We start from the raw sequence: 24428 nt of genomic DNA, 5'->3' as shown, positions 1-24428 counted from the left end.
CTACTCTCACTCCCGATGTTAGAGTACGTTAGAGTAGATGTGAGAGTAGCTTTATAGCAGCTCCCAGGTGGCGCGAGGATCGCGCGGGGATTTACCATTCCAGCGGATCACGCCAGCATCGCGCAGCATATTGAGATGGCGGAGCACGGTGGGTCGGGCAAGCTCCACAAGTTCGGTGATCTGCCCGGTTCCCAGCGGCTGTTGGGCCAGGCGCAGGGCGTCCAGAATCGCGCGGCCGCTCGGTCCGATCTGCCGCATGATTTCTTCCGGGATAGCGTTGCTGGCGAGGAGGGTGAGGCGCACGGCCTCGGGCAATTGCGCGTACAGGGGTTCGGCCAGTCCGGCCCGGCGCGTCTCTTCGAAAATGCGCCGAATGCCTTCGCCCAGTTCCTGCGTAATGCCCATATCGAAGAAAACTCTGGCGATACGCGGATTTCGGGCATTGCGCCCAATTCTTTCCGGATGGGAAATATCTACGAGACCGGGAAAACGCCCGGGGCTGGTGAACTCTATCCGGTTGGGGAAAATCTCCACTCGAATGTGATCGCCGGCAATGCCGTAGGAACGGTGGACGACGGCGTTGACCAGGCCCTCAAGCCACGCCTCCCGTGGAATAATCGGCACGTTAGCAAAAATACCCGCATCCGTGAGCCGGCGATGCCCCGGCAAAAACTCTTCAATAATGCGGCTGGCATCTGCAATTTGCCGCGGAAGGGATCCGCCTACCCGAATGTCTTTCCCGGCTTCTACGTTTTGGAAACGCCCAGCACCGCGTTCGTTATCGGAATACTTGACCACCCGTACGTAGGCGTTCGGAAAAACCTGTTGCGGATTTTTTGCGAAGAGGAGATACCCAGCTACTCGCAGTTGGCCATCGCGATCAATGAGGTCGCGGGCGCGTAGCGCATTGGTTCCCGAAGACGAGCTGAGTAGGGCGCGGTACGCTTCCAGTTGTTCCCGGTCGAGATCATCCAGCTGACCGCCGGGAACGGGAGCTCCATCAAAGCCAACAAAGCCGCGATCCCACTCAAGTTCTTGACGTTGCCGGAAAGTGAGTTTGCGCGTTTCATCCCCGATCCGCTGGAAACAATCGCCCTTGTTAGTTTCGTTCATTCCACTGGTCTTCTGGCAGGCGAAGAAGCTCGTCCACGGCTTCATGAACCGGAAGAGTGAGAAGGCTTTCCACGCTACGCTGCAGCATGCATCTACTCTAACATTGTTAGAGTAGCTTTAGAGTAGCTCCGGGTGACCCCGAGAAAACGTTGCTATGGCGCGGATTTCTACTCTAACTCCGGATGTTAGAGTACGTTAGAGTAGATGTGAGAGTAGCTTGATAGCTACCGAGAAACCGCTCGGGCACCCGGGTGCTTCATTCCCGAGTCAGAGCGAATCAATGGCATTTTTGGCGGTGACCAGATCCGCGCCGGTACGTTCCCGGTAGGCTTTGATGGCCTCAACCTTGCGCCCGCTGGCGGCCAAAGCGCGTTCCTCAGCACTGACCCCGTAGTCTGCTGCGGCGTCGTCGCCCGAAACCGTTCCCAACTGCGCACGTAACTGCGCAATAACCGCGCGCAAGCGTTTGTTTTCTTTCTGCAAGCGTTCAATTTCCGCAGCCTGATCAAACCACTTACCCACGGTTCCTCCTCGAACGTGCCGCTTTCGCATTAACTGTACGTATTTATTATTCCATTGTGCCCCGATCGCGGCACCGCAGAAATGAGAGCTACCGTACAGCCGGCGAGATCGGGCCGTCGCTCGGGTAATCTTCACGGTATGAGCGCGGTTACCTATCGTTTTCAGGGTTACACAGTCATCGAGCACCGCATCCAGGTGCCCCTTGATTACTTTGGTGCGTTCACCGAGCTGCCCCCGAATGAAGAAATTGCCCACGTTCCCGCCACCATCACGATTTTCGCGCGGGAAATCGTGCGGGCCGGCCGCGAAGATGCACCGCGTTTGGTGTACCTGGAAGGTGGGCCGGGCCACGCGGCACCGCGCCCCGCTGGTTTGAGTGGCTGGCAGGACCTGCTGCTCAACCATTACCGCCTCGTGCTGCTAGATGAACGCGGCACCGGAAATTCCTACCCGCTTGATTCGCTCACCATCACCGCGGCCGGCAGCCCCGCCGCTCAGGCCGCGCTGCTGTCCTGTTTCCGCCAGGATTCTATTGTGAACGACGCCGAACACCTGCGCCGCCACCTCCAAGGCGAGGAACCGTGGAGCGTGCTGGGGCAAAGTTTCGGAGGTTTCGCCGCGGTTTCGTACCTATCCCACGCGCCCGCAGGGTTGCGCGAGGTCATGATTACCGGAGGGCTGCCCAGCCTGGATGAGGGACCGCAGGCCGTGTACCGGCAGACGTTCCCGCGCCTAGCTGCCCGGAACCGCGCCTATTTCGAGCGTTATCCCGATGATGAAGGTACCGCTTGGTATATCACCACCCACCTGGCGGACGTGGAAGAAATTTTACCCACCGGGGAGCGCCTCACCCCGGCGCGTTTCCGCCAGCTCGGCCAGCGCCTCGGCTTCACCTACGGATTCGAGCAGCTCCACTACCTGCTCGAGGACCCGGTGTGGTCCTTCCGCGGGCAACGCCGGCTGCGGCCCAGCTTCTTGCAGCGGGTGGGTGAAGCGGTTTCAGCCGCCCATGCCCCGCTCTATTTCGCGCTCCAAGAAGCGATTTACGCGCAATCGGGCACCGGGCCGCTGGCCTGGGCCGCGCACCGGATCCGCGGGGAATTCCCCGAATTTGCCATCCCCGCGCTCGCGATGGGTGGGGTGGGTGAAACGGATCTACGTAAGGAAGGCCGCGGTTTCCGGTTCTCCGGGGAAAGTGTGTTCCCCTGGCAGTTCGAGCAGGACCCGGCGCTCCTCCCGCTGCGCGGGGCCGCTAATGAGCTGGCCTTCCGTACGTCCTGGCATGATCTGTACCGCCCGGATGTGCTGGGGGGTAACCAGGTTCCGGTGGCCGCGTGGATTTTCCGTCAGGATATGTACGTGCCGGCCGAACTTTCGTTGGAAACGGCCGGGCGCATTCGGGGCCTCACCGCGCTGATCAGCGATGATTACCAGCATGATGCGCTGGGCCGCGATCCGCATACCGTGATCAGCGCGCTGCTTGACGCAGTGTACCGGGAGCCCTAGAAGCGGGATCGCTCAGCGGAGCGCGAGCGCTCAGCGGAGCGGGACCGCTACTCGGTAATCCCCACCCCGCCGGTTTCCCGATTCATCCGAATCGCAAAAGCGCGCGCTTCTTCCAGATCGATGCCGTCGAGGAGGTGGGCGCGCGCGGCGGCGTCGTCCTCAGCGCGCAAGCGCGGCAGCGAGCGTTTCGAGCCGTTCTTCCCCACGAAATCGCGGTAAAACTCGCGCAGGATATCCATATCCGCCTCGACGTCGCCGGAAAGATACAGGTGCTTCCACCACCCGTATGTTTTGGTGCGCGAATCGATGAAGCCGAGGGTGATGGGCAGGCGGCCGGCCAGGCCCATGCGGTAAAAACCGGATTTCCAGTATTCAACATCCCGCCGGGTGCCTTCCGGGGCGAGCGCCACGCAGAATTCTTCGCTGCGTTCGGCCTGGTCGAGCAGTGAGCCCACGATTCCGCTGGGATGGTTGCGATCCACGGAAATTCCGCCGACGGCGCGCACCACCGCCCCCAGAATTGGGGCCTGCACGAGCGAATTTTTGACCAGGAATTTCATGGAGCGCCCGTAGCTCCAAAACGCGACAATATCGTAGATGCCGTCCCAATTAGAGGAATGCGGGGCGCCGATGAGAATCGTTTTTGGCGCGAGGGGTTCGTGCTTGAAGGTCCAGCGGGAGCAGGCGCGGAAAATACGCGCGGCGGCGCTACGGAATGCCATGGGGGTCCTTTCGCGGAGGGTGGCGTCTGGCCGGTATTGTACCCGCTTCTTGCGCGGGGCTTTTAAGCACGACGGCGCAGCTGTGGCCCACGCGCAACCCGGTGGCGCAGGCTCGTCGGGCTGTACACCGCGCGCTGGGCGCGCCGGGCGCGCCGGCCACGCCGGCCACGACGGCCACGACGGCCACGCAACGCTGCCTTAGATAAAGAAGCGGAATTCGGGCGAACCGGGTTCGACCTTGTGAATATCAATCCCGGAGCGATCCATGCGATCCAGCAGGTCAGCGAGGTTTTCCGGGTGTTGGATATCGATGCCGACCAGCGCCGGTCCGGTTTCGCGGTTGGTTTTCTTCGTGTATTCGAAGTACACGATGTCTTCGTCGGCCACGAGCACGCGGTCAAGGAATTCCTTGAGCGCCCCGGGTTTCTGCGCGAAGGTCACGAGGAAGTAGTGGCGCAGTCCTTCGTAGACCATCGAGCGTTCCAAAATATCGGCGTAGCGGGAAACGTCGTTATTCCCGCCGGAAATCACCGCGATAAGCGGGCGGGGCGGGGTGGCGGTATCGGGCTTGTTCCCGAGTTCTCCCAGCTCCCCTAGCTCCCGCAGCCGCCCCACCGCGGCCGGGGCGAGCGCGCCGGAAGGTTCGGCAATAATTCCGTCCACCTGGTAGAGCTCAAGCATTTCGGTGCACAGCGCCCCTTCGGGAACGGTGATAAAGCCGTCCACCAGGTCGCGCGCCGCGGCATAGGTGAGGTCACCCACGCGGGCCACCGCGGTGCCATCCGCGAAATTATCAACGGATTCCAGGGTGACCGGCCCGCCGGCGGCCAGCGCTGCCTGCATGGAGGCGGCGCCGGTGGGTTCCACCCCGATGACGCGGGTGTTCGGGTGGGCGTCTTTCACCCAGATCGCGGTGCCGGCCAGCAGCCCGCCGCCACCCACCGGCACCAGGACCGCTTCGGGTTCCAGCCCGCTTTGCTCCACGCACTGCTCAAAAGCTTCTGCGATGACGGTGCCCTGCCCGGCGATAATCGGGGCGGCATCAAAAGGATGCACGAAGGTCGCGCCGTGCGCAGAGGCGTAAGTCAGGGCGGCGCCGGCTGCGGCGTCGAACGTAGGTCCGCCGATAATCTGTTCCACCCACGCGCCGCCGATATCGCGGATGCGTTCGCGTTTCTGGCGCGGGGTGGTGGCGGGCAGGAAAATTTTGCCGTGAATCCGCAGGTGGTTGCAGGCATAGGCCACGCCCTGCGCGTGGTTGCCGGCCGAAGCGCAGACCACTCCGGCGGCGCGTTCCTTCTCCCCGAGCGCGTGAATCGCGTTGTAGGCTCCGCGGACTTTATAGCTGCGCCCGACCTGCGTATCTTCGCGTTTGAGGTAAACGGGGCGGCCAAGGGCGGCGGAGAGGCGCTCGGATAGCTGCAGCGGGGTGCGGCGCACGGTGCCCGCGAGGGTGCGGGCGGCTGCGGCGATGAGCTCGGGTGAAGGTAATTCAGTCATTCTCCTATTGTGCCGGGATGCGGGTGTGATGGCGTGGCTGTTTCACCACGTGGGTGCGCGCGTCTACGATGGAATCATGATGGAACCCGGCCACGGCCCCGGCGTCGATGCGGACGCCGATTTCGAATTCGAGCGCAAATTCCTGGTGCGCGAGCTTCCCGATGACGTCGCTGAGCACGCCTCCACCCAGGTCATCATCCAGGCTTATACTTTCGCGCAGGACGGGTACGCGGTGCGGGTGCGGGTACGTTTCCCCGATGCGTTCGTGCCTTTTGATGAGTTCGACGACGCCGCCGACTTCCGCGGTGGTTACGAACGCCGTGCGCTCGCGCGGATGCTGGGGGCGGGATGCCAGGCCAGCGCCTCGGTGGCGGTGAAATCCCCGGTGGTGAGCGCGGAGCGGTACGAAAAAGAAATGGAAATTGATACCGATGTGGCCGTGCAGATTCTGCGGCGCTCGGTGGATCTGGTCCTCAAGAATCGTTTTTCCCTGTGGCTCGATGAGGACGGCTGGGAATTCGATGCTTTCGGCGGGCAAAACGCGGGGCTCATTATCGCGGAGGTGGAGCGGCGTGCGCCGGTGGTGGATCTAAAAATTCCCGATTTTTGCGCCACCGAGGTTTCAGACGATCTACGTTTCACCAATGACCATCTTTCCAAGGATCCGTGGATGCAATGGGGTGCGGCCTATATGGAGGAGCTAGATGCGCGCGGGCCGCATTTCTTGGATCTGCACGCGCCCCAGCAGCGCGAACGCGAGGGCGAAGAAGCCTGAGCGTGGGATGTTACTGAGGGAGATTCACTCACGTAGCTTGACGATTCACCCAGGGGATTTTGGTGGAATAAGGTGCTTCTGAGCGCTCCACAAGGCTCCAATGTACCGAGTTTAAATTAATCAATATTAAATGTGAGTAATGGCACGGTGTTTGGTGGCGCGATAATCGCAAGTATTGTTGCGCATGCGTTTAGACTTATACAAGTACTCACTTGTTGCTACATTGACAGACCGGTGCCACCGTTTCGGTGTGCACACCACGGCATGTGTATCACTCAACCTGATGTGAGCGGGTTGCTTGATCCTGCCGTTGAGGGGCGGCGTGCAAACGTCGCCCCTCTTTATTTTCCGCGGAGTGGTAGGGTTTCGCAAGCCTTCAAAGTTTCGGGCTCAGCGGTTGTGATTTTTCGTTGCTATACCAGGGGAAAGTCCGGGTAAGAGCAACCGTTTCTGCCTCGAAGGGTCATGCAGTCTCTTCAGAATCGTGAAATAACCAGAGTCCCCTCACGTAATATTTTTCCGCAGACGCGCGCCCCGACTTGTGGTTGTTACCGCGAGCTTATAGCGATCAGCCCGGGCAATAATGACGGATAGTTCGAATATCCGGCCTTGTGAATCAATGGAATGACGGAGAATTCTTAAGGCCGGGGAACCAGCTGGAACCCGGAGCTGCTTAGCTTGAACAGCGTTCAGCGTCGTCGCTTCATACACCTCATCTGCGCGTTCTGGAAGCGTTCCAGAATGGCGCGCAATCGCGGAATAAAGCGAATCTTCGAGCTCCTCCTCACTCAATTCTGGGCAGAGTTCCACCGGAATGTATGCGGTGGTGAGAAGTAGCGGCGTTTCATCGGCCAGCCGAACTCTTTCTATTTGCCAGACCGCGTTGCTCTCCTGTAATTCGAGCAGCTCGCTTACCCAGTTGGGCGCTTCCACTTGTTGGAAACTCACAACATGGGACGACGGCGTCTTACCGAAACCTGCCATCTCGGCAGAAAAATTGAGGGCGGTATCTAAACCGGGCCGGTCATTTCCTTTGGAAACGAAAGTCCCCTTACCGCGTTTACGGATAACCCGCCCAGATTTCACCAAACCCTCGAAACATTTACGTACGGTTGCTCGCGAAAGACCAAAGGACTCACACAAGGACTGTTCGGTGGGCAACGCTGTTCCTTCACTGAGGAATCCGGTGGCGATGAGCTGCACGATTCGTTCTTGTAATTGCCGGTACAGCGGGTGTTCGGACTCGGTATTCAAAGGCTGACTGGCGATGACATCGAGAGTGTTCATGGTCTCCTCGGTTTGTACGGTACAAAGCTAACATTACCGCGAATTTTGTAGACAGGTTGCATTTTCGGGGCTACCTTAAACCTAAAAGTATGGAACGTACCGGACAATGCAGTTCAATACGCGTTACTAATGAAAGGAAAATGATGATTCCCGCACGTAAAGCCGCTGATATGACTCCGGAGGAATTGGCACGCTACATTGATCAGTCAGTGCTCAAACCTGAATTCACCGATGATGACATTCGGAAGTACACCCAGGAAGGTATTGATTTTGGGTGCAAGACGATCTGTATTAATCCCGCGTCTCTCCCAATTGTGGCTCCCATGGTTGAGGGAACCAATACCGGCCTGTGTGTGGTGGCAGATTTCCCCTTCGGACTTGCCACAACTGAGGCGAAGGAAATGCTCACCGAGCACTATTGCTCGAAGTGGGATATTGAAGATCTCGATATTGTTGCTAATTACGGGTGGCTGCGCACAGGCCGTCTCGATGATGTTGTCAAGGATCTCGAACCGGTCGTAGCTGCCGCTCATAAGTGGAATACCAAGGTCAAGGTCATTATCGAAACGGACTCCCTCAACTTGGATCAGGTTGCGGAGGGGACGAAGGCGGCAATCCGCGCTGGAGCAGACTTCATTAAGACATCGACCGGGTTCTTCACCGGCGCTGAAAACAAGGGTGCGACGGTTGAGGTTGTGAAAACCATGATCGAGGCGGCTGACGGCAAGATTGCCGTGAAGGGCGCGGGATGCATTCGCACTCGTGAGCATTTCCTTGAACTCATTGATCTCGGTATTGACCGCATGGGCATTGGTTACCGCTCCACTCCGGTTGTTCTTGGCATTAACCCGCCAGCGGATAAATAGATGTGACGGGCCGAAAAGGGAAGAAAAGTGACTCACATAAGTACCACTCGTTTCCCTGAAGAATTCCTATGGGGAGGGGCCACGTCTGCCAGTCAGTTTGAGGGTGGGTGGAATGAGGATGGACGTGGCCCCTCAATCGGGGATCATCTGAGTGTAGGAAGTAGAACAACGAAGCGGGAGTTTTCCCTCTCGCTAGATCCGAATAAGCATTACCCGAGCCATCTTGCGGCTGACCATTACCATCATTGGCGTGAAGATATCGCGCTTCTTGCCGAGATGGGCTTCAATGTATACCGCTTTTCCATCAGCTGGACGCGTATATTCCCGCGGGGTGATGAAGATAGTCCTAATCCGGCAGGATTAGCTTTCTATCGCGCGTTGATTGACGAATGTCTCGCGAGTGGCATGATCCCGATGGTTACGATTACTCAGTACGAACCGCCGCTGTATTTAGCGCAAGAATACGGAGGCTGGTCGAACCGGAAAACCATCGATTTTTATCTGAAGTTCTGCGAAACAATCATGCGTGAGTTTCGCGGGAAAGTGCGGTATTGGATTCCATTTGTTGAGGTGAATCTGACCCTAACCGCTTTTGGTGAGGCGACCTCCGCGGGCATCCTACCGCCGGAAGGCCCCTTCCCGCGGGAAACGAATTCTCCTGAGCGCATCCAGGCCAGATACCAGGCTATGCACCATATTTTCGTTGCTAACGCGAAAGTGGTGAAGCTGGCGCGGGAGATTGACCCGGAGAACCATGTTGGGTGCATGCTTGCCGGCCCGGCGAGCTATCCCCTGACTTGCTCACCGGAAGATAATCTCGCGAATCTCCAGTCTCTCCAGCGTGACTGCTGGTTCTGTTCAGATGTGGCCGTACGCGGGGAGTACCCCGGTTATATGAAACGCCATATGGCTGAGGAGGGTATTTCCATCACTGTGGAGCCCGAGGACGCCGATCTTTTGCGCGCAGGAACGGTTGATTTTATTGGTTTCTCCTACTACTCCTCGAGCTGTATCAGTGCTGAAGGGCAGAGCGGGGTTGAGGGTAATAATCTTGCTGGCGTTCCCAATCCCTATCTCAAGAAAAGCGAATGGGGCTGGTTGGTTGATCCAATTGGGATCCGCATTGCCTGCAACCTGGTCTGGGATCGCTATCAGCTTCCAATGTACATCGTTGAAAACGGGCTCGGCGCCGTCGACGTTGTGACAGAAGATGGGCGAATCGAGGATGACTATCGCATTGATTACTTGCGCGCGCATATCGAGCAACTCAAAGAAGCGCTTGCCGATGGCGTGGACCTGCGCGGTTACATGACGTGGGGATGCGTTGATCTGATTGCTGAATCAACAGGACAGATGAGTAAACGGTACGGCTTTGTTCATGTGGATTTCGACGACGCAGGCCACGGGAGCGGGAAACGAACTCGGAAGAAGAGCTTTTTCTGGTACCGCGATGTGATCCGCAGCCGCGGAGAAAATATATAACACAAGAAAGGTGAGATGATGAGCAACGAAGCGATCATTGATCTGGCACAAAAAATAGAGGCAAAGAAGCCTAACGCTAATATTCCGGTTGGTTACGATGGTTTCATTGACCGTATTACCCATGTTGTTGACAAACGGCTTGGGCCGGATGATTACCAGCGTGTAGAGACGCTGACTGCTTACGGGCAGAAATTTATTGATGCTGCCGGGCTCAGTATGAATATCGAAATGGTGCCTGTTACCACGAAACTCGGGGGCGTGGCGACTATTCTTGCGAATTCACTGGCGACCTTGGGTAATCGGGTGACATATATGGGCGCGCTGGGCCTGGGTGGAGTCAATCCTGTTTTCCAGGATTTTGCGAATATGGCTGAGGAGGTTATTTCCTTCTCCGACCCCGGGGTTTCTGACGCACTGGAATTTACCGACGGCAAGGTGATTTCCAGCCAGCTGGAGCCGCTCAAGATGGTGAGCTGGGAGAACCTCCTTGAGGTAACCACGCTTGAGCGCCTGGTGGAGATTTTTGACCGCGCGGATATCGTAGCTTTTGCCGATTGGACCCTGCTGATTAATGTTGGCAGCATCTGGGATGGCATTGCTGACGAAGTTCTTCCGAAGATGACGAACCGCGAGCGGCGGATGATGTTCTTCGATCTTTCTGATCCGACTAAGCGCACAACGGAGGATGTCCTCAATGTTATGGCGACTATTCGCAAGTACGAGGAGTTCTTCGATACTACGCTCGGCCTCAACAAGAAGGAGGCTTATGAAGTGGCTAGCCGTTACGGTGCAGCGAAGGAGGACTTCGCGGATCTTCACGAGCTTGCGCGTTTCTTGCGGGAGAAGATTGGAATTAGCGAGATTGTTATTCACCCGGTGGATGGCGCGGTTCTCAGTAACGCTCACGAGGACGTTGCTGTTGATGGACCGTATTGTGCCGATCCAACGCTCACAACGGGCGGCGGGGATAATTTCAACTCGGGGTTCCTCACCGGGCGTTCGCTTGGTCTCACCAGTAAAGAATCGCTCCTTCTGGGTGTAGCGAACTCAGGCTTCTATGTTCGTGCGGGCCGGAGTCCTGCTTTCGATGAGCTCAGAGAATTCCTGGTGCAGTGGGCGCGGGGCGACATTGATTAATCATGGGCTACCGAAAGGAGGACAGCCATGAGTGAGAAAAAGACTTTCGATAAAATTATTGATGCCGTTGCGGCAATCTTTTTGCCCGTCATTAATCTGCTAACTGCAGCGGGTATTCTCAAGGGTATTTTGGCGATTTGCGTGGCGGCCGGGTGGTTGAGTGACGCCTCGGATACCTACCGGATTCTTGCTGCTATGGGCGACGCCGTTTTCTACTTCTTGCCGGTCCTGCTGGCATTTACGTCGGCTAAGAAGTTCGGCGCTAATCCGTATACGGCAGTGGTGATTGCGGGTGTGCTGCTGTACCCGGATCTGAACCAGACTTTGGAGTCCGGCACAACGATGTACTTCCTGGGGATCCCTGTCTTCAGCGCGATCTACCACTCCAGTGTTATCACGATTCTCATGACGGTTGGATTGCTGGCCTTTGTTGAGAAGGGTCTGGACAGGATTTTCCCAGAGGTGATTCGAGGATTCCTCACCCCGTTCATTTCGGTAATTCTGGTCGGGCTGGTCACGCTAATGGCGTTCGGGCCTATCGGCACGTTGATCAGTAATGGACTGGCTGCTGGATACGAGTTCCTATACGATCTTTCGCCGGCTGCGGCTGGTTTGGTTCTGGGTGCATGTTTCCAGCTTCTCGTTATTTTCGGTCTGCACTGGGGCATCATGCTGGTGTCGATGAATAATGTTGCTGCGCTGGGGCACGATACGGTTTTGGCCCTGTTCGGTCCCTCGATTTTCGCCCAGGCTGGCGCCGCGTTGGCGGTACTGGTGCGCTCGAAGAACGGAAAGACGCGTACGGTGTGTGCCTCCTCGGTGATTTCAGCATTGTTTGGAATTACCGAGCCGGCGTTGTTTGGTGTCAATCTTCCGCGAAAGACTCCCATGATTGCCGTCTGCCTTGGCGGTGGCGTGGGCGGCGCTATTGCAGGTATTTCGGGTGCGCAGGCTGGAGGTTTTGCGATTCCGTCGCTTGCTACACTGCCGGTGTTCTTCGGTAACGGGTTCGTTCTGTTCGTTATTTCCTGCTTGGTCGGGTTCCTCGTTGCATTCATCTGCACGCTGTTCTTGCGTTTCGAGGCTGACTTGAAGATCACAGAGGAAGAAGAGGTGAAGGCGACTAACTAAGCTATTTCCCCTTCCGTAGGCACTCTTTCACAGAGTGTTCGGAACAGTGGTTGTCATGTCTCCCGCGTGTGGCGGGGCTTGATCGGGTACTACCGGGCAGGCCCCGCCACAGTTGTTCTTCGCTACTGTATCGGCACGAAACTCTCACTCCCCTTGTCATAGCGGTACCGGGTATTTTCCCCGTTTTGAATGAGCTCGATGGCGGTGGCGATGGCTTCGCGCGGGACGATGAACCATTCGCTCGGGTCGTAGTTTTTGCCCTCGCTATCAATTTGTGAGAGGGATACTTTTACGTCCGCGAAGATCTGGTGGAGCAGGTGCTCCAGCTTCGCGGCATTCACATCGTAGGTTACGTACGTGTCCACGATTTCAACGGGTGCCATGAGGTAGGTGGGTGATTGTTCCGCGCCCGCAATGCGCTTTTCTACCGGTCCGCGTGAGAATCCGATCTTGTGGAGGTTACGCAGGCTGGAGATTTGCGGATCTGTAGAGAGTGACCGCAGCACATAGATCCACCCGGTTGGAGTTTCGTCCGGAGAAGCTTCGCTAGTAGTTTCACTAGATGCCTCAATATTTGCCGAGGGTTCAGCGTAGGCGAGATCGTAAGCCGCTTCTGCTGGTTGGGTGATGATCCGGCCGTCTTCTTCTCCCATGCGTCCTGCAAGGGATTGGCGGAAGAGATCAGATTCTGTTCCATTTTCGAAAATCACGCGCAGGCGCTGCCGGGTGCGGATTTCGCCGCCAGTAAGGTGTTTTTCGTCGTCTCCTTGGAAAACGACATATCCCATGACGCCGTTGAGCACGAAGTACAGGCCCTCACGAATCGCGTTGATGCCGGTATCTAGACTCTTATAAGGCTTCTGCTCCACGATCCCAGCCGATAGCTGCGCATGCTTGGCTTTGAAGAGCGGCTCAAACTTCTCAAACTCTTTCGCTTTCACGCGTTTGGCCACGTAGTCCGGTGTAGCGATGGTCCGCGGCGGCGCAGCGGGAAGTCGGGACACATCCGTGATTCCGTATCCGTCGTCCAGGAGGTTGAACTCGTCGGAAGCCAGAACATCATCAATGTTTTGCGGAGCTTCGTGCCGGGTGAGTAGCCCGAATTCGGTGTCTAAGTCCTTGAGCTTCTCAAGCTTTTCGGGATCGGCACGGATTCCCTCCAGGCGTGCTCCGAGCTTACGTTCTCCGATAGCGCGAGTGTGGGGGTCAGGTTCGCGCCCTTCTTTGGCTCGGAAGTCCACGATTTCCAGGAAGGCACGTTCTAGGCGGTCTTCGCTGGTGAAACGCCGCGGGGCCGGAGGCGCGTCAAGTAGCCCTTCGGTATCCGAGGCAAGGATCTTCGCGAATTCAGCTTCAAAATCGAAATCGGCCATTAGTTCTTGTCCCCCTGGGAAGCATCGGTACCCGCGGTACGTGCCGGTACCGGAATGTCTTCGGCGTGCTTGCCGCCGCTACGGACTGCCTCGGGTTCGCTCTGCTCAGCCCCAGCTTCAGCCGCTGCCTCGGCGGCGGCCTTCTCAGCATCCCGCTTTGCTTTTTCGCGCTGAAGCACGAGCAGGCCTTCGGCGTACATTTTCTCGGTTGGGTTTTCGCTGCGCACGTCTGGGCGGCGGCCATTGACCTTGACCCAGTCGGTGATTGCCGGCCACATTTCCATCGCTTCTTCCGGCTTCAGGGTGATGCGGGTAGCGGCGATGGCGTCTTGGATAATGCGCAGCACCGGGCTGGAGACCTGCTTGGACATCACTTCAAAAGCCTTCTGGAAGGGGTTGATCGATTCGATGAGGTCGATATTGATCTCATCGATATCCACAAACTTGTTCCCCGCCTCCACGAAGCGCCGGTCACCCACGGTCCGCACCTCACCGGCCTTGATTACCGAGGAGACCACCACATGCTGGCGAACTTGCTCCACTTCTTTCTCGGTCAGATCCGGGTAGGTTTCGCGAATGATCCGCGGGATAAGCACCTTGTTGATGACTTCGGGTTCGGCAGCTCCGGCCGCGGCCCGCGCCACCTGGTCATCTTGGAGAATAGTGGCTTTCAAATCATCAATATCGGTGGCGATGATCTGCTTTGCCCGCTTCGTAGAAGGCTCTACCAAGCCCTTCACTTCCAGGGTGCCCGGATCGGGAGCCTCATCGGTGTTGCGCTTGGCTCGGAAGTTGTAGTTCGGGGCAAGCACTTGCTCCATGAGCAGCGCCGCAGTGATGCCTTTCAGCACGTTATTGACGGTAAGTGTCACTTCGTTTTGGGTAGCATCCGGTTCGGCCAAAAGGTTGGTGAACTGGGCGTGGCTTTTCCCGGGGCTATCGCGGGTCACGCGCCCGATGATCTGGATGAGTTCGGTATGCGAAGCACGGTAACCAACCGTGAGGGCGTGCTCAGCGAAAGGCCAGTCGAAACCTTCCTTGGCCATCCCGAGCGCGATGATGATATCCGCGGCGTCGCGATTTTTGGCGGCCACATCGGTCAAATACACCAGGGTCTTAGCGCGCGCTTTTTCGTCACTATCGTCCACGAGATCCGCGACCCGCAGTACTTGCCCGTTATCGCGCCGGCGCACGAAGATCATGCACTCATCCCCGGGGAAACGTGGCTCGACCTGCGCGACTTCTTCGGGTGAAAGTACCTCGCCAATAATGTCGAGGATCTTCCCGACTTCTTCGTACTTATCCTTGGTGGATTCCCCGGAGTTGACGGAGGGGATATGCAGGATGGTTTTCTTGTCGAGATCGAGCACTTCCCCGATGGCATCGGTGTAACGGCCCTGGTAGAAGTGGTGCCCAATTCCCAGCGTTTTCAGATACTGGTAGCCGTTGAGCTGGTCGTAATAGTTGAAGGTGACGGGCGTGAATTTCGCTTCGTCTTTCGGGTCCAGCACGGGCACGGAGTCCCCGCGGAAGTAGGATCCGGTCATGGCGATGATATGGGCGTCGGACTGCTCCATAATGGCGTGCAGCACGGAGCCGAGCCGGTTGTTGTCCAGGTCTGCGGAGACGTGATGGAATTCGTCAATCGCGATCACGCAGCCGTTGAAGTCCTCGGGTTTGGCCTGTTCAAAGGCGAAACGCAGGGTGGCGTGCGTGCAGACGAGTGTGGCATCGGGCCCTTCCAGGAACCGGAGGAATGCCGCGACTTTCGATTCGTTACTGCCGGGTGTACACAGGTTGTTCGCGGGTTTAACGTCCCAATCCGCGAAGAAGCCGTAGGTGGTGAGGTCGGTGGGTGCGAAGGAAGCACCGATGGAGCGTTCCGGCACGGCCACGATCACCTTGCGCCGGCCCTGGTTGAAGAGCTTATCGAGCGCGATAAACATGAGCGCGCGCGACTTCCCGGATGCCGGCGGTGCTTTGATAAGCAGGTACTGGGAGGCGCGCTGTTCATAGGCACGAGCCTGCATTTCCCGCATCCCGAGCTCATCGGTGGCAACCGATTTCCCGGTTTGCGCATAGGTCACGTCCACAACGTTTTCGGTGGCCACGGCTACTTCCCTTCTGCTTCGATCATCTGCTGATACTTCGCGAACAGCACCGCGAGGCGTTCCTCATCGGATGCGAACGGGGTGCTCTTGTAAAGTCTATCGACCGCTTCGTCAATTTTTTCGTGTGCTTCGCGTAGGTTGCGTGGCATGTGGTCGGGGTCGTAGAGTTCCGCGAGTGTTTTTTCGCAGTGGTATTCGCGCACGTCGAGTACGCGTAGCGCGCGTTTTGTGAGTTCTTCTTTCGACGACGCCGATAACTCTGGCACGGGGAAGGTGTTATAGACCAGGGTATTCGAGTACCGGAAGTCGGTTTTCATTTTTCCGCCGACGGCGCGTAGCCAGGCCATGTGCATCTTCGAGGTCAGCAAAGCAAACAACCAGGGCTCCGCATCGTAGACCGCGAACGCAAGATTTGAAATAACACTGTCTGGCCCGAGGTACCCGATGGGTACATACTCACGCCGCTCGGAAGAGACGCTGGGCACGATAATTGAGTCCGTGGGCTTGTACCGGATCATCTGGAACCGCCAGGGTTCTGAAGCGTAACTACGTGTTGCTTTATCTGTACTTGCCTCTCGCATTGCCTTAACACGATCAAGACGGTGGGCGATCTCTGGAATCTTAACCGCATCAGAATAGTCATGTTCGGTAAGCCAGAGGCAGAAACGTTCTTTACCGTTGATAAATTCGTTCGCGCCGATGAAGCATTTAACCAAGGGAGAGATTTCGGGGTGTTTGGCGAGGAGCTCTTCAGCTTCTTCGGGTGCAAGAATCAAGTTCCCACCGTCGGTTGGCTGGCTTCCTTTTTTCATGATGGGAAGTTGGGGATCCAGTGCGCGATTCGTCGGTGAGACAACTGGAACGTTGGAATCTACCAAGTAAGAGTTAATGGTTTTTACCTCACGTTGCACGCCGTTGGTAAAAAGACATTTAGGGTCGGAGCTCCTGTTTCTAAGGCTGATAACAGCAACAGTTACGCCAGCATTGTGGGAGGCATTATTCGACCATGCGAACGAGGTGTAAGCGTAGCCAATTTCGATGCCTTCACTGAAAACGTAGGGATAGAGCATCGAGACCTGCTCTCCCTGAGTGATGGAATTCGTAGTCACGAAAGAGAGCTTGGCCTGGGTGCCGCGGATGTAATTGGCACCCTTGATAAACCACAGCGCGACGTAGTCTAATTCTTTCGGGTACTTTGACTCAGTGAAAACAAAGGTAAAATCTTCCTTTTGCTCGGGTGTAGATTTCTTTGAGCCAACATAGGGCGGATTTCCGATTAAATAAATTTCGTCGGTTCCGTTATTGGGGCACACCTCATTCCAGTCCAAGCGGGCGGCGTTGCCGTGTACGATGTGCCCGGTTTCCTTGAGGGGGATGAGGGGAATATCCAGGCCGAACTTGGCTTTGAACTCCTGGTTCATCTGGTGCTTGGCGATCCAGAGGGAAAGGATGGCCATCTCCACGGAGATGTCATCAATTTCGATGCCGTAGAAGTTCTCGATATTGATCACTGAGGAACCGAAGCCCAGAGTAGCTGCGCCGAGCTTTTCTTCTTCACCCATGCCGAGCAGGCCCCAACGGCCCGCCGACGACAGAGAATCGATGCGATCCAGGATGGCATGTTCGAGCTTGCGTAATTCCTTATATGCGATAACTAAAAAGTTACCGCTGCCGCTGGCCGGATCAAAAAGCTTAATTTTTGAGATGCGGGTAAGCAGCTTCTTGAGGCGGGGCACCGATTCACAGGCTTTGTCATATTCATGCCAGAGCTCATCCAGGAAGAGCGGTTTGATCGTTTTAAGAATATTGGGCACCGAAGTGTAGTGCTGGCCCAGGTTGGCGCGCTGGTCCTTATCAACAACCGCCTGGAACATGGAGCCGAAAATATCCGGATTGATTTCCGACCAATCCAGGGTGCCGAGCTCCAGTAGCGAATCGCGCGCGTGCTTGGTGAATTGGGGGACTGTCAAAGAGGCGGCGTCGTCGTTATTAATACGGAAAAGGCGACCGTTGACGTACGGGAAGTCCTGCAAGTAAACGGGTTTATCCGCGGGGCTGGGGGTGTCGAGCGCGTGGAAAAGTGCGGTGAGGAACGCGGCGGTATCGGAGCCGTCGCGCTGGGTGTGGGAGCCGACCGCGCTGGTGAACTGGCCTTTTGCGAAGATGCCGGTGTCCTCCGCGAAGAAGCAGAAGAGGAGGCGAGTGAAGAAGATATTGAGGCTGTGGGGAGATTTGTCCTCGTGGAAGAGGTTGGGGTTGGCGGCGAGGAGTTCGTCGTACACCTTGCTCATGTGTTCGGCAGCGCGGCGATCCGCGTGGGTATCCGAGGAGAAGTGCTGTTTCTCCATATTCGCCCAGGGGAGGAAGAAGGTGAAATCGTCTGCCAGTTTGGCGAGGGGGATGCTGAGGGAATCACCGGTTTTGGTGTCGATTGCGGCAAGAGCTTCGTAATTCGTGGCGATGACGAAGCGGGTATTGAAGCGCAGCGCAGTATCGCTCTCTTTCATTTCCAGGGCCGCGGACGTGAGGTTATCGCTGGTTTCGGCCAGGTAGATTTTGTTTTTCCACACGATATCGCGCTCCGGGTTTGCCGCGACGTTGAGCGAGCTAGCGGTGGTGGAACGCAGGCGCGTGACGCTGGATTTGGAGATGCCGTAGGCGAGGAGGAGGTCGAAGAAGAAGTCACGGGTGAAAGGCGCGCGGGAGGTGAGTTTCTTGACGTGCTCCTCAATACTCTGGAGAGTGACGGCCACGGCGGCTCCTTTCGCGGACGGGCCCGGGCGCGGCGCGAGTGCTGCTGCGGCTCGGGCGATACGTTCCTATCTTAGAGGGGGCTTGCGACAAAGATTTTGCGCTACCGTGCAGGATCACCTCTTCATGATGTCCGGCGTTGGGTGGGATTGTTAGGCAAGGCTAGGCGGCGCAATGGGGTAACCCATCTCGATTACGGATCTTTTGCTGATGGACATGAAAGACGATTCGATGAGATCTTCGATTTTCGCTCTCCAGCTGCTTCCCGGAGAGACGGTAGTGAGGACGCAGGAGATGATTTCAAGTATGCCGTACAAGTGCTTACTTTCTTTGACTGGCAACCCCGACAGTTTTGGATTCGTACGAAATGCTGCGGTAGATACCGGTAAAAAGTGCTGATTCCATAGCCTGCCGTGATGGGCACATGAGTTGCGAGCGATAGTAATTTGTTGCAACCAGCGGGCGAAAGGATGTCTCTTGAGTGCGCTATTCTTCTGGGTCTTAGTCAAGATAGTCACATCAATCGTGAGGCCAAGGCTATCTGCTATATCCCACTGTATTGCAGTCGGCAGTCCGCTGTAGAAAATGGAAATATCGGAAAAATCCAGGACTTCTAGGGCAATCCAGATCGGCGCGGGGCCCTCGTGGTTCGCATACCAGTGGCGGATTGACTCATTCCTACTTTTAGCGCGTTCAATGCGCCTACCCACTCTCTCTAACCACTGTTCCATGTTGAATGAGCTTCGAAATGTTGCTGGATCAAGATAGGCGAGTGGTGATATAGCGCCCACGCACGCGGCGATCCGGGCTCTCAGTGCGACCTCCAGTCGCTCAATGCCATCAAATGTCAGGCACCGTAGCTTACGGTCAAACTCGTAAAGCTGAGCAACGTCATGGAATGTTGTATCCGGAATAAAATCATCGCGACGTTGCCTGGATTCATCTGATGGTTTGCGATAGGGGTACCAGTAGCCACTGAGGCGATAATAACCGACGTGCGTGAGCCAAGTAGTAGCTTCATTTTGGTCAAGGTACATCCCGCGGGCACGGAGAATCTCAAGCTGCTCACTGACAGTTGTGAAAACTTTTTCCGCCATGCTCACACCTAGGTGGAAAGAGGATCAGCCCACACCAAGAAAACTTGGGCAGGCTGAACTATTGCTTTGATCGTATGCGCAACCTGGATTAGAAACAAGTGGGTCATGTCACGTTGCTCTATTGTTGAGGGATTGTGGCTGTTGCCCGCTGCTCATCTCACGGATTGCTTGGGCGATGACTGCGGGATCTTCGTCGTAATCGCCCATCGCATAGGAATCGGCCATGAGGGCATCGAGAGCTTCACGAGTTTGTTTCCGCTGCTTTTCGCGATACTTCAGAACATCGGAGAGCATGAGGCGGCGATGGGTGGTAATTTTCCGGAAAGGTATCGCGCCTTCCTCACATAGCTTCACCACGGTTGGGCGAGTCATATTCAAAAGATCGGCAGCTTCCTGAGTGGAAATTTCCCTATCCCCATCCGGTTCCTCCTGCACGGCCATCAAAATCTGCGTGCGTAGCAGGGGTGGGATCTCGATAGTGATGCCGTCAAAGGTCAATCCAACCCTGCGCGACTTAGCGAGAAGCCGGCGGATGCGATCCATGATCTCCCGATCAATCTGCGCGGTTTTGTCGTCATGTGTAATCGTCATGTCACACCTCCTTTTCGTTTCTTTCGTTTCTAGTGTAGCGGGCCTCGCGAGGGGAGAGAAGAGTGTATTCCTGCGAGGCTCTACTCGGGTCTCGCCTAGAGAGGGAACCTAGCATCGTTCCCGCGGAACCCGCATCGCGCCCGCCTTGGCCGAGCCGCTACGATAGGGCACATGGCTCAAGTTCCGGTGTCCGCTATTCATCCTGTTGCCCCTGACCACCTGGGCGCCGTCGCCCTTTTTAGTGCGCCCATTGACGTGCGCGCGGCGCTGGAACGCGTGGAAGTGGACGGCCAGGCCCTTGATGTCCATCTGGATGAGCTCCCCGGCGGGCAGGTATTCAATTTCCTGGCCAGTGGCGTAACTGTGTTGCTCACGCCCGTCTCCGGGCCGGCCGCGCTGGAAGGCGCCACCCCGCCGCACGCCTTCCATGTGATGATGACGTTCTTCTCCGATATGGCGCGCTCCGGGGAGGACATGCCCGACCCGGTGAGCGACGAGTTCGCGGCGCGGCGTCGTACCTCCATGCACACGCTGCACCGGGTGTACACGGCAGTAATCCGTTCCCTCATGGGCGAGGAAGCCGCGGTGGGCGTGGCGCGCCCCGAGCTGGGCATCATCTACCCCGCCGATGTGGTGACCAGTTATCGGATCGACGCCGCAGACCCGTTCCTGCTGTGGATTTACGTGCCCATGCACGCCGGCGAGGTGGTGTCCGGGCGAACCGTGGGGCTGCCGCTATTCGGGCACCTCGACCTTGAGGTGAAAGACAGCCACCGCCCGCGCGAAGCCGTGTACGAACTGCTCGCGAACACCGCCGGATATATTATTTCCGACGGCGCAACCCTCATGCCGGGGCAAACTCTAGGCACTGCCGCTGATGAGTCCATCGCCATCGCCCAGGGTCGCGACGGCGACACCCCCACGCTGCGGTTGCTTTACTAGATGGGAAAACAAAAGGAGGGGTACTGCAGCCCCTCCTTTCATGAGCCCCAACCTTCTTAGTGCCAGTCAAGTGAAGGCAACGGGGGCCGCTTCCAGGTGGTTGGTAGGCGGAACTCCACCTTCCACTGACCCTTCTCGGGGCCCTTTAAGGGGTGAACCAACCAGTAGTCTTTGGCCGAGTAGCCTTTTTCGACACCCAGTTTCGTAACCATTCCCAACTCTTCACCGGGGAGGAAAAATGGATCCTCTTGTGTACTCCAAAGGTACTCTTCGTCGTCATCCCACTCGTTTTTAGGTGGGATCCCCCTGTACCCGCTGACCTCTCCAGAGCCTTCGTCGAGGTAGAGCTGCGAAATACACCCGTCGAGTTTTTCGTAAGGATTTTTCCCCACGAAAGTAAAGGAGAACGTTGCGTCCCAGCCAGACGGCTTATTCTCGTAGTCGAGAATATCCTCGGGGGAGACGTCGAGTCGCCACCATGAGTCTCTGACGTTGATGGTATTCGGATAGAGAGAAATTGCATGCATCATGGCGGAAACGATCACGGACATGCTCACACCGGTTTCCTCGGCAAAGACTCCGTCGCGCGGAGGGAAATCGGCCTCGAACGTGGACTGCGGAGTTTCTAGGGTAATGACATCATTCTTTGTGTCAAAAGTGAGACGAATCGCGTCCACGGGCCACACCTTTCTTAGTAAATCCAATCCCCGCTCATCGTGAAGATGAAATCGTCACCGGGATACTTGCTGAGCTTGACGCAGCCGATAATGAACTCCACCAGCGCCCAAATGCCGATAGTGAGCCAGTTAAACAGAATCATGCAGACTCCGATACCTACCTGCCCGCGCAGGAAACGGTGCACGCCGAAGCCGCCCAAGAAGAAAGCAAGGAGCACGTAAACGATCTTATTGACCGTGCGGAATTGCGGCTCTTGGTAGTAATAGGCAGGTGGTGGTGTGGGGTAGGTGTTCTGCTCTGGTGCCCACTGGTTGCTGGGCTGCGGATACGGTTCGAAAGCGCTCATTGATCCATTCTCTCCTTGCGCTCGATATGTAACGAGCATCTACCGAAAAGTATAGCTGGCGGGCCTGTGAGCTGGACGGGAGTTTAAGGGTCCGAGGGGAGGTTCTGCAATGAAGGCGGGTGCAGAATTAGGGTTTCTGCTTCTTGAGCGTGTTAATGAACGTAGAAAAGATGCCCATAAATAGCCTTCCTAGTTACGGAAATCCAATGATAAGTAGTAATTATTGCGGGGATACCATCCCGTAAAAGTGATAATGAAAACCTCGCAAAAGTGATAACGCGAATGATGTTCAGCCATTGGCGCTAACTTTCGTTAGCCTAGTCGAATAGGTAAAAGTCCCCTCACCAAGTTCCTTGGCGAGGGGAACTCATCACCCGAGAACCGGGTGCTGACTGTAGTAGCTCTGCAATGACTCCTTGGAAATGAGACGGTCTCCAAATTCTATGGGAGAAAGACCCTCCCGCATGTTCTTCCACGGGTCTTCGCTATGGGTACGAGCCGAAAGCTGATTGCCACTAAGCTGAGCGAGCCGGTCAACTACCTCGTTCACGATCCGGGCTTCAGCGGCCGTGATCGTGCTGTCAAGTTCGCCCTTGCGGATAATGAACTTTCCACGGTGTTGGTTGAAAAGCGCAGGGCTAACCGGGCCACCTCTCCAAGCCTGAAAATCTTCAGGGAAAAGAGGATATCCTCGCGTGGCGAGGCAGTGAGCTTGACTGTAAAAAGCGAGCTTCTGCATCTTCATGGTGGTCATATCCCCACAGCGCTGCAATATATATCCGGCTACATGTGTAATAGATGCCATTCGAGTGTCCCCCTTCCGTCTGAATCCTAGTTGAATTGGTCTTGGCTAGTTAGTATCTGTTATGTCCATATACTTCTTTGACAAGGAGTCCAGTATCTTTTTTGACAGGGAGTCTGGTGAGTTAATGGACATGGAGTCTCCCTGCTTTTTTGACAGGGAGTCCATGACCTTTTTTGACAATTTCTAGCCAGCTGGTGTTTATCCTCGCCGGGCCCGAGACGGGCGCGGGTGTGATAGGCGTTCGTTGACCTGGGGCGGGTTGCGATGCCAGGAACCAATCACGAAATTGATATTGATCTGGCCGCCGGCGGGGCGTTTACTCAAACGGATGGGCAGCGGGAAAGAGAAGAGCTCTTCACCGTCATGAATCGTGAAGAAACGGGCGTGGTCATCCTCGCCGATAACGCAACAGATCTGCCGGTTCTTGAAACGGGTACCCACGTAAAGCCGGTAGCCACCTACCCGTACGACTCCGTGATTGTTGATCCGTAGTTCTTCTGGGATATCCCACGAGATAGGCTGATTGGTGGGTAGTGTGGGCGTGGTGGGTTGTGGATCTTGCTCGAAGGATTCTAAGCCTGCGCCGGGCACTGTGGTAAAAGCGGCATCTTCTGCCACAGTGCCGTGTTTTACACGGTTGTTTTCTTCGAGTTTTCCTTCGAGGACTTCCACGTCGATGGGCTTGGTCGGAGCGCTAGCGTGGGGGAATATCTGCCATGCCTGGGCAGGAGTGATATGCATTTTCCCGCGTAGTAGTCCTTGATGGCGACGTTGGTTGTTATAGAAATCGCGATACTGGGCCAGGTAGGTGCGTAGTTCTTGGAGTGTTACAGGTTTGCGCCTGTCCAAGAACTTCGTGAGTGTTTGGTGGGAGCGTTCGTCTTTGCCTTGGGTTGTGGGGGCAAACCCGGCGCTTGCCCGCACTCCCAGACCGGCGAGCCAGATCTCGGTTTGGGATAGATACCCGCGATGGTAGGTAGCGAAAGCATGGCCGTTATCCGAGAGGATTTCCTGGGGTAGGCCGTAATTGTCAAACGCGGCTTGCAAGGCCGTCCTGGCATCATGCCCGTTTTCTGGTGTGGGGAAGGCTGCTGTGCCTACGTCAAGGCGTGTGGCATCGTCGATGATCTGGTAGATGGTGACCTGGGTGTGGTCGGTGTCGAAGAGTCGGTAGACCAGGCCGTCGATTTGCCATAACTCGCCAGCTTTATCGCGGGAAAATCGCCGCCAGGAAGATCGCGGGCGTTTTCTGGCGTTAGCGTCTACCAGTCCCTCGCTTGTGAGCCAGGTGGCGATAGTAGCACGTGCGGGAGGGTTGGTGATGCCGGCTTCGTCGATCAGGTAATAGTAGATTGACCAGGGTCCGCAGTCTCGTCCTTCCTCAGCCAGGCGGGTGCGGGTGTCGATGACGAGGGAGCGGATGTCTTGTCCGTAGCGGCGGTGGGGTGTTTTCGGTGCGGTGCTGTCGGGGAGTATGCCCGCGCGCCCGCGGGTAGTGATGCGTTTCTTGATGTTGAAATAGGTTTGCCGGGAAATACTGTTGTCTTTGCAGAACTGGGTGATCGTGATTCCGGCTTGTAGTGGGTCGAAATCAGCGATCTTTTTTCTTAACCGTGTTGGGATAGCCATCCCATGATTGTCGTTGGGAGCGGGCTTGTCTAAAAAGTCGGTAGACATGGTGTCCAAGAAGTCG

21 protein-coding genes are annotated in these 24428 nt (G+C 56.5%); 7 read left to right on the top strand and 14 right to left on the bottom strand.

Annotation, left to right across the window (positions count from 1 at the left end; translation table 11 throughout):
• Positions 1-51 precede the first annotated feature (51 nt).
• Both AC5RK6_RS02120 and AC5RK6_RS02115 read right to left on the bottom strand, forming a co-directional pair.
• Positions 52-1158 (bottom strand): ATP-binding protein, encoded by a 1107-nt coding sequence (locus AC5RK6_RS02120; protein ID WP_274732608.1) that lies wholly within the window; start codon positions 1156-1158, stop codon positions 52-54.
• 222 nt (positions 1159-1380) lie between these two features.
• The gene (locus AC5RK6_RS02115) at positions 1381-1635 is read right to left on the bottom strand and encodes a 50S ribosomal protein L7/L12 (protein ID WP_274732609.1); all 255 of its coding nucleotides are present in this window, start codon (positions 1633-1635) and stop codon (positions 1381-1383) included.
• Between the two features lie 138 nt (positions 1636-1773).
• Between AC5RK6_RS02115 and AC5RK6_RS02110 the strand changes: the two genes are divergently transcribed.
• Entirely contained in the window at positions 1774-3141 is a 1368-nt protein-coding gene (locus tag AC5RK6_RS02110; protein ID WP_274732610.1) for an alpha/beta fold hydrolase, read from the top strand.
• 47 nt (positions 3142-3188) lie between these two features.
• On the opposite strand, the gene AC5RK6_RS02105 is transcribed toward AC5RK6_RS02110, so the two are convergent.
• Positions 3189-3863, bottom strand: a complete 675-nt coding sequence (locus AC5RK6_RS02105; protein WP_126135490.1) for a 1-acyl-sn-glycerol-3-phosphate acyltransferase — start codon at positions 3861-3863, stop codon at positions 3189-3191.
• A 198-nt stretch (positions 3864-4061) separates the two neighbouring features.
• Positions 4062-5363, bottom strand: a complete 1302-nt coding sequence (ilvA, locus tag AC5RK6_RS02100; protein WP_274732612.1) for a threonine ammonia-lyase IlvA — start codon at positions 5361-5363, stop codon at positions 4062-4064.
• Between the two features lie 76 nt (positions 5364-5439).
• Between ilvA and AC5RK6_RS02095 the strand changes: the two genes are divergently transcribed.
• On the top strand, positions 5440-6138 hold the full coding sequence (locus tag AC5RK6_RS02095) for a CYTH domain-containing protein (protein ID WP_274732613.1): 699 nt from the start codon (positions 5440-5442) through the stop codon (positions 6136-6138).
• 504 nt (positions 6139-6642) lie between these two features.
• Here AC5RK6_RS02095 and AC5RK6_RS02090 read toward each other — a convergent pair.
• On the bottom strand, positions 6643-7425 hold the full coding sequence (locus tag AC5RK6_RS02090; protein ID WP_274732615.1) for a GntR family transcriptional regulator: 783 nt from the start codon (positions 7423-7425) through the stop codon (positions 6643-6645).
• Between the two features lie 140 nt (positions 7426-7565).
• On the opposite strand from AC5RK6_RS02090, the gene deoC reads away from it, so the two are divergent.
• The 4 genes from deoC to AC5RK6_RS02070 are packed head-to-tail and all read left to right on the top strand — an operon-like array spanning position 7566 to position 12041.
• Positions 7566-8291, top strand: coding sequence for a deoxyribose-phosphate aldolase (gene deoC / locus AC5RK6_RS02085; RefSeq protein WP_274732616.1), 726 nt, complete (start codon positions 7566-7568; stop codon positions 8289-8291).
• A 27-nt stretch (positions 8292-8318) separates the two neighbouring features.
• Positions 8319-9773: a glycoside hydrolase family 1 protein gene (locus AC5RK6_RS02080; RefSeq protein WP_274736450.1), complete on the top strand. Its 1455-nt coding sequence runs from the start codon at positions 8319-8321 to the stop codon at positions 9771-9773.
• A gap of 15 nt (positions 9774-9788) precedes the next feature.
• Positions 9789-10910 carry a PfkB family carbohydrate kinase gene (locus AC5RK6_RS02075; RefSeq protein ID WP_274778510.1) on the top strand — a complete coding sequence of 374 codons (1122 nt, stop codon included), beginning with the start codon at positions 9789-9791 and terminating at the stop codon, positions 10908-10910.
• Between the two features lie 27 nt (positions 10911-10937).
• The gene (locus tag AC5RK6_RS02070) at positions 10938-12041 is read left to right on the top strand and encodes a PTS transporter subunit EIIC (RefSeq protein ID WP_274732620.1); all 1104 of its coding nucleotides are present in this window, start codon (positions 10938-10940) and stop codon (positions 12039-12041) included.
• A 122-nt stretch (positions 12042-12163) separates the two neighbouring features.
• Here the strand turns inward: AC5RK6_RS02070 and AC5RK6_RS02065 are convergent, their stop codons facing one another.
• The 5 genes from AC5RK6_RS02065 to AC5RK6_RS02045 form a co-directional block, all read right to left on the bottom strand.
• Complete coding sequence (locus AC5RK6_RS02065; RefSeq protein WP_435730780.1) at positions 12164-13414, bottom strand: GIY-YIG nuclease family protein; 1251 nt, start codon at positions 13412-13414, stop codon at positions 12164-12166.
• Positions 13414-15525 carry a DEAD/DEAH box helicase gene (locus tag AC5RK6_RS02060; RefSeq protein WP_435730781.1) on the bottom strand — a complete coding sequence of 704 codons (2112 nt, stop codon included), beginning with the start codon at positions 15523-15525 and terminating at the stop codon, positions 13414-13416. Before AC5RK6_RS02060 ends, AC5RK6_RS02065 begins: the two co-directional genes overlap by 1 nt.
• 2 nt (positions 15526-15527) lie before the next feature.
• Positions 15528-18278 (bottom strand): DNA methyltransferase, encoded by a 2751-nt coding sequence (locus tag AC5RK6_RS02055; RefSeq protein WP_435730782.1) that lies wholly within the window; start codon positions 18276-18278, stop codon positions 15528-15530.
• A gap of 150 nt (positions 18279-18428) precedes the next feature.
• Complete coding sequence (locus AC5RK6_RS02050) at positions 18429-19373, bottom strand: Abi family protein (protein WP_435730783.1); 945 nt, start codon at positions 19371-19373, stop codon at positions 18429-18431.
• Between the two features lie 108 nt (positions 19374-19481).
• Complete coding sequence (locus AC5RK6_RS02045; protein WP_435730784.1) at positions 19482-19964, bottom strand: helix-turn-helix domain-containing protein; 483 nt, start codon at positions 19962-19964, stop codon at positions 19482-19484.
• A 171-nt stretch (positions 19965-20135) separates the two neighbouring features.
• Here AC5RK6_RS02045 and AC5RK6_RS02040 point away from each other — a divergent pair, with 171 nt between their 5' ends.
• Entirely contained in the window at positions 20136-20906 is a 771-nt protein-coding gene (locus AC5RK6_RS02040) for a DUF4261 domain-containing protein (RefSeq protein ID WP_274778515.1), read from the top strand.
• Positions 20907-20962: 56 nt separating this feature from the next.
• Here AC5RK6_RS02040 and AC5RK6_RS02035 read toward each other — a convergent pair whose 3' ends face one another.
• The 4 genes from AC5RK6_RS02035 to AC5RK6_RS02020 all read right to left on the bottom strand — a co-directional run.
• Positions 20963-21583 (bottom strand): hypothetical protein, encoded by a 621-nt coding sequence (locus AC5RK6_RS02035; RefSeq protein ID WP_435730785.1) that lies wholly within the window; start codon positions 21581-21583, stop codon positions 20963-20965.
• A 14-nt stretch (positions 21584-21597) separates the two neighbouring features.
• Positions 21598-21930 (bottom strand): TM2 domain-containing protein, encoded by a 333-nt coding sequence (locus tag AC5RK6_RS02030; protein WP_435730786.1) that lies wholly within the window; start codon positions 21928-21930, stop codon positions 21598-21600.
• A gap of 370 nt (positions 21931-22300) precedes the next feature.
• Positions 22301-22684 (bottom strand): Panacea domain-containing protein, encoded by a 384-nt coding sequence (locus tag AC5RK6_RS02025; RefSeq protein WP_435730787.1) that lies wholly within the window; start codon positions 22682-22684, stop codon positions 22301-22303.
• A gap of 249 nt (positions 22685-22933) precedes the next feature.
• Positions 22934-24428, bottom strand: a 1495-nt coding sequence (locus tag AC5RK6_RS02020) for an integrase core domain-containing protein (RefSeq protein WP_493926334.1), incomplete at its 5' end; no start/stop codon positions are given.

This window comes from Actinotignum sp. usb-actsch-213 (assembly GCF_059085665.1).
This window is presented reverse-complemented; position numbering and strand designations above follow the sequence as displayed.

Coding starts and splice junctions, on each gene's coding strand:
- AC5RK6_RS02120 (WP_274732608.1), bottom strand. CDS start 1,158: ATGAAGCCGTGGACGAGCTTCTTCGCCTGCCAGAAGACCAGTGGAATG.
- AC5RK6_RS02110 (WP_274732610.1), top strand. CDS start 1,774: ATGAGCGCGGTTACCTATCGTTTTCAGGGTTACACAGTCATCGAGCAC.
- AC5RK6_RS02105 (WP_126135490.1), bottom strand. CDS start 3,863: ATGGCATTCCGTAGCGCCGCCGCGCGTATTTTCCGCGCCTGCTCCCGC.
- ilvA (WP_274732612.1), bottom strand. CDS start 5,363: ATGACTGAATTACCTTCACCCGAGCTCATCGCCGCAGCCGCCCGCACC.
- AC5RK6_RS02095 (WP_274732613.1), top strand. CDS start 5,440: ATGATGGAACCCGGCCACGGCCCCGGCGTCGATGCGGACGCCGATTTC.
- AC5RK6_RS02090 (WP_274732615.1), bottom strand. CDS start 7,425: ATGAACACTCTCGATGTCATCGCCAGTCAGCCTTTGAATACCGAGTCC.
- deoC (WP_274732616.1), top strand. CDS start 7,566: ATGATGATTCCCGCACGTAAAGCCGCTGATATGACTCCGGAGGAATTG.
- AC5RK6_RS02075 (WP_274778510.1), top strand. CDS start 9,789: ATGATGAGCAACGAAGCGATCATTGATCTGGCACAAAAAATAGAGGCA.
- AC5RK6_RS02070 (WP_274732620.1), top strand. CDS start 10,938: ATGAGTGAGAAAAAGACTTTCGATAAAATTATTGATGCCGTTGCGGCA.
- AC5RK6_RS02065 (WP_435730780.1), bottom strand. CDS start 13,414: ATGGCCGATTTCGATTTTGAAGCTGAATTCGCGAAGATCCTTGCCTCG.
- AC5RK6_RS02050 (WP_435730783.1), bottom strand. CDS start 19,373: ATGGCGGAAAAAGTTTTCACAACTGTCAGTGAGCAGCTTGAGATTCTC.
- AC5RK6_RS02045 (WP_435730784.1), bottom strand. CDS start 19,964: ATGACGATTACACATGACGACAAAACCGCGCAGATTGATCGGGAGATC.
- AC5RK6_RS02040 (WP_274778515.1), top strand. CDS start 20,136: ATGGCTCAAGTTCCGGTGTCCGCTATTCATCCTGTTGCCCCTGACCAC.
- AC5RK6_RS02030 (WP_435730786.1), bottom strand. CDS start 21,930: ATGAGCGCTTTCGAACCGTATCCGCAGCCCAGCAACCAGTGGGCACCA.
- AC5RK6_RS02025 (WP_435730787.1), bottom strand. CDS start 22,684: ATGACCACCATGAAGATGCAGAAGCTCGCTTTTTACAGTCAAGCTCAC.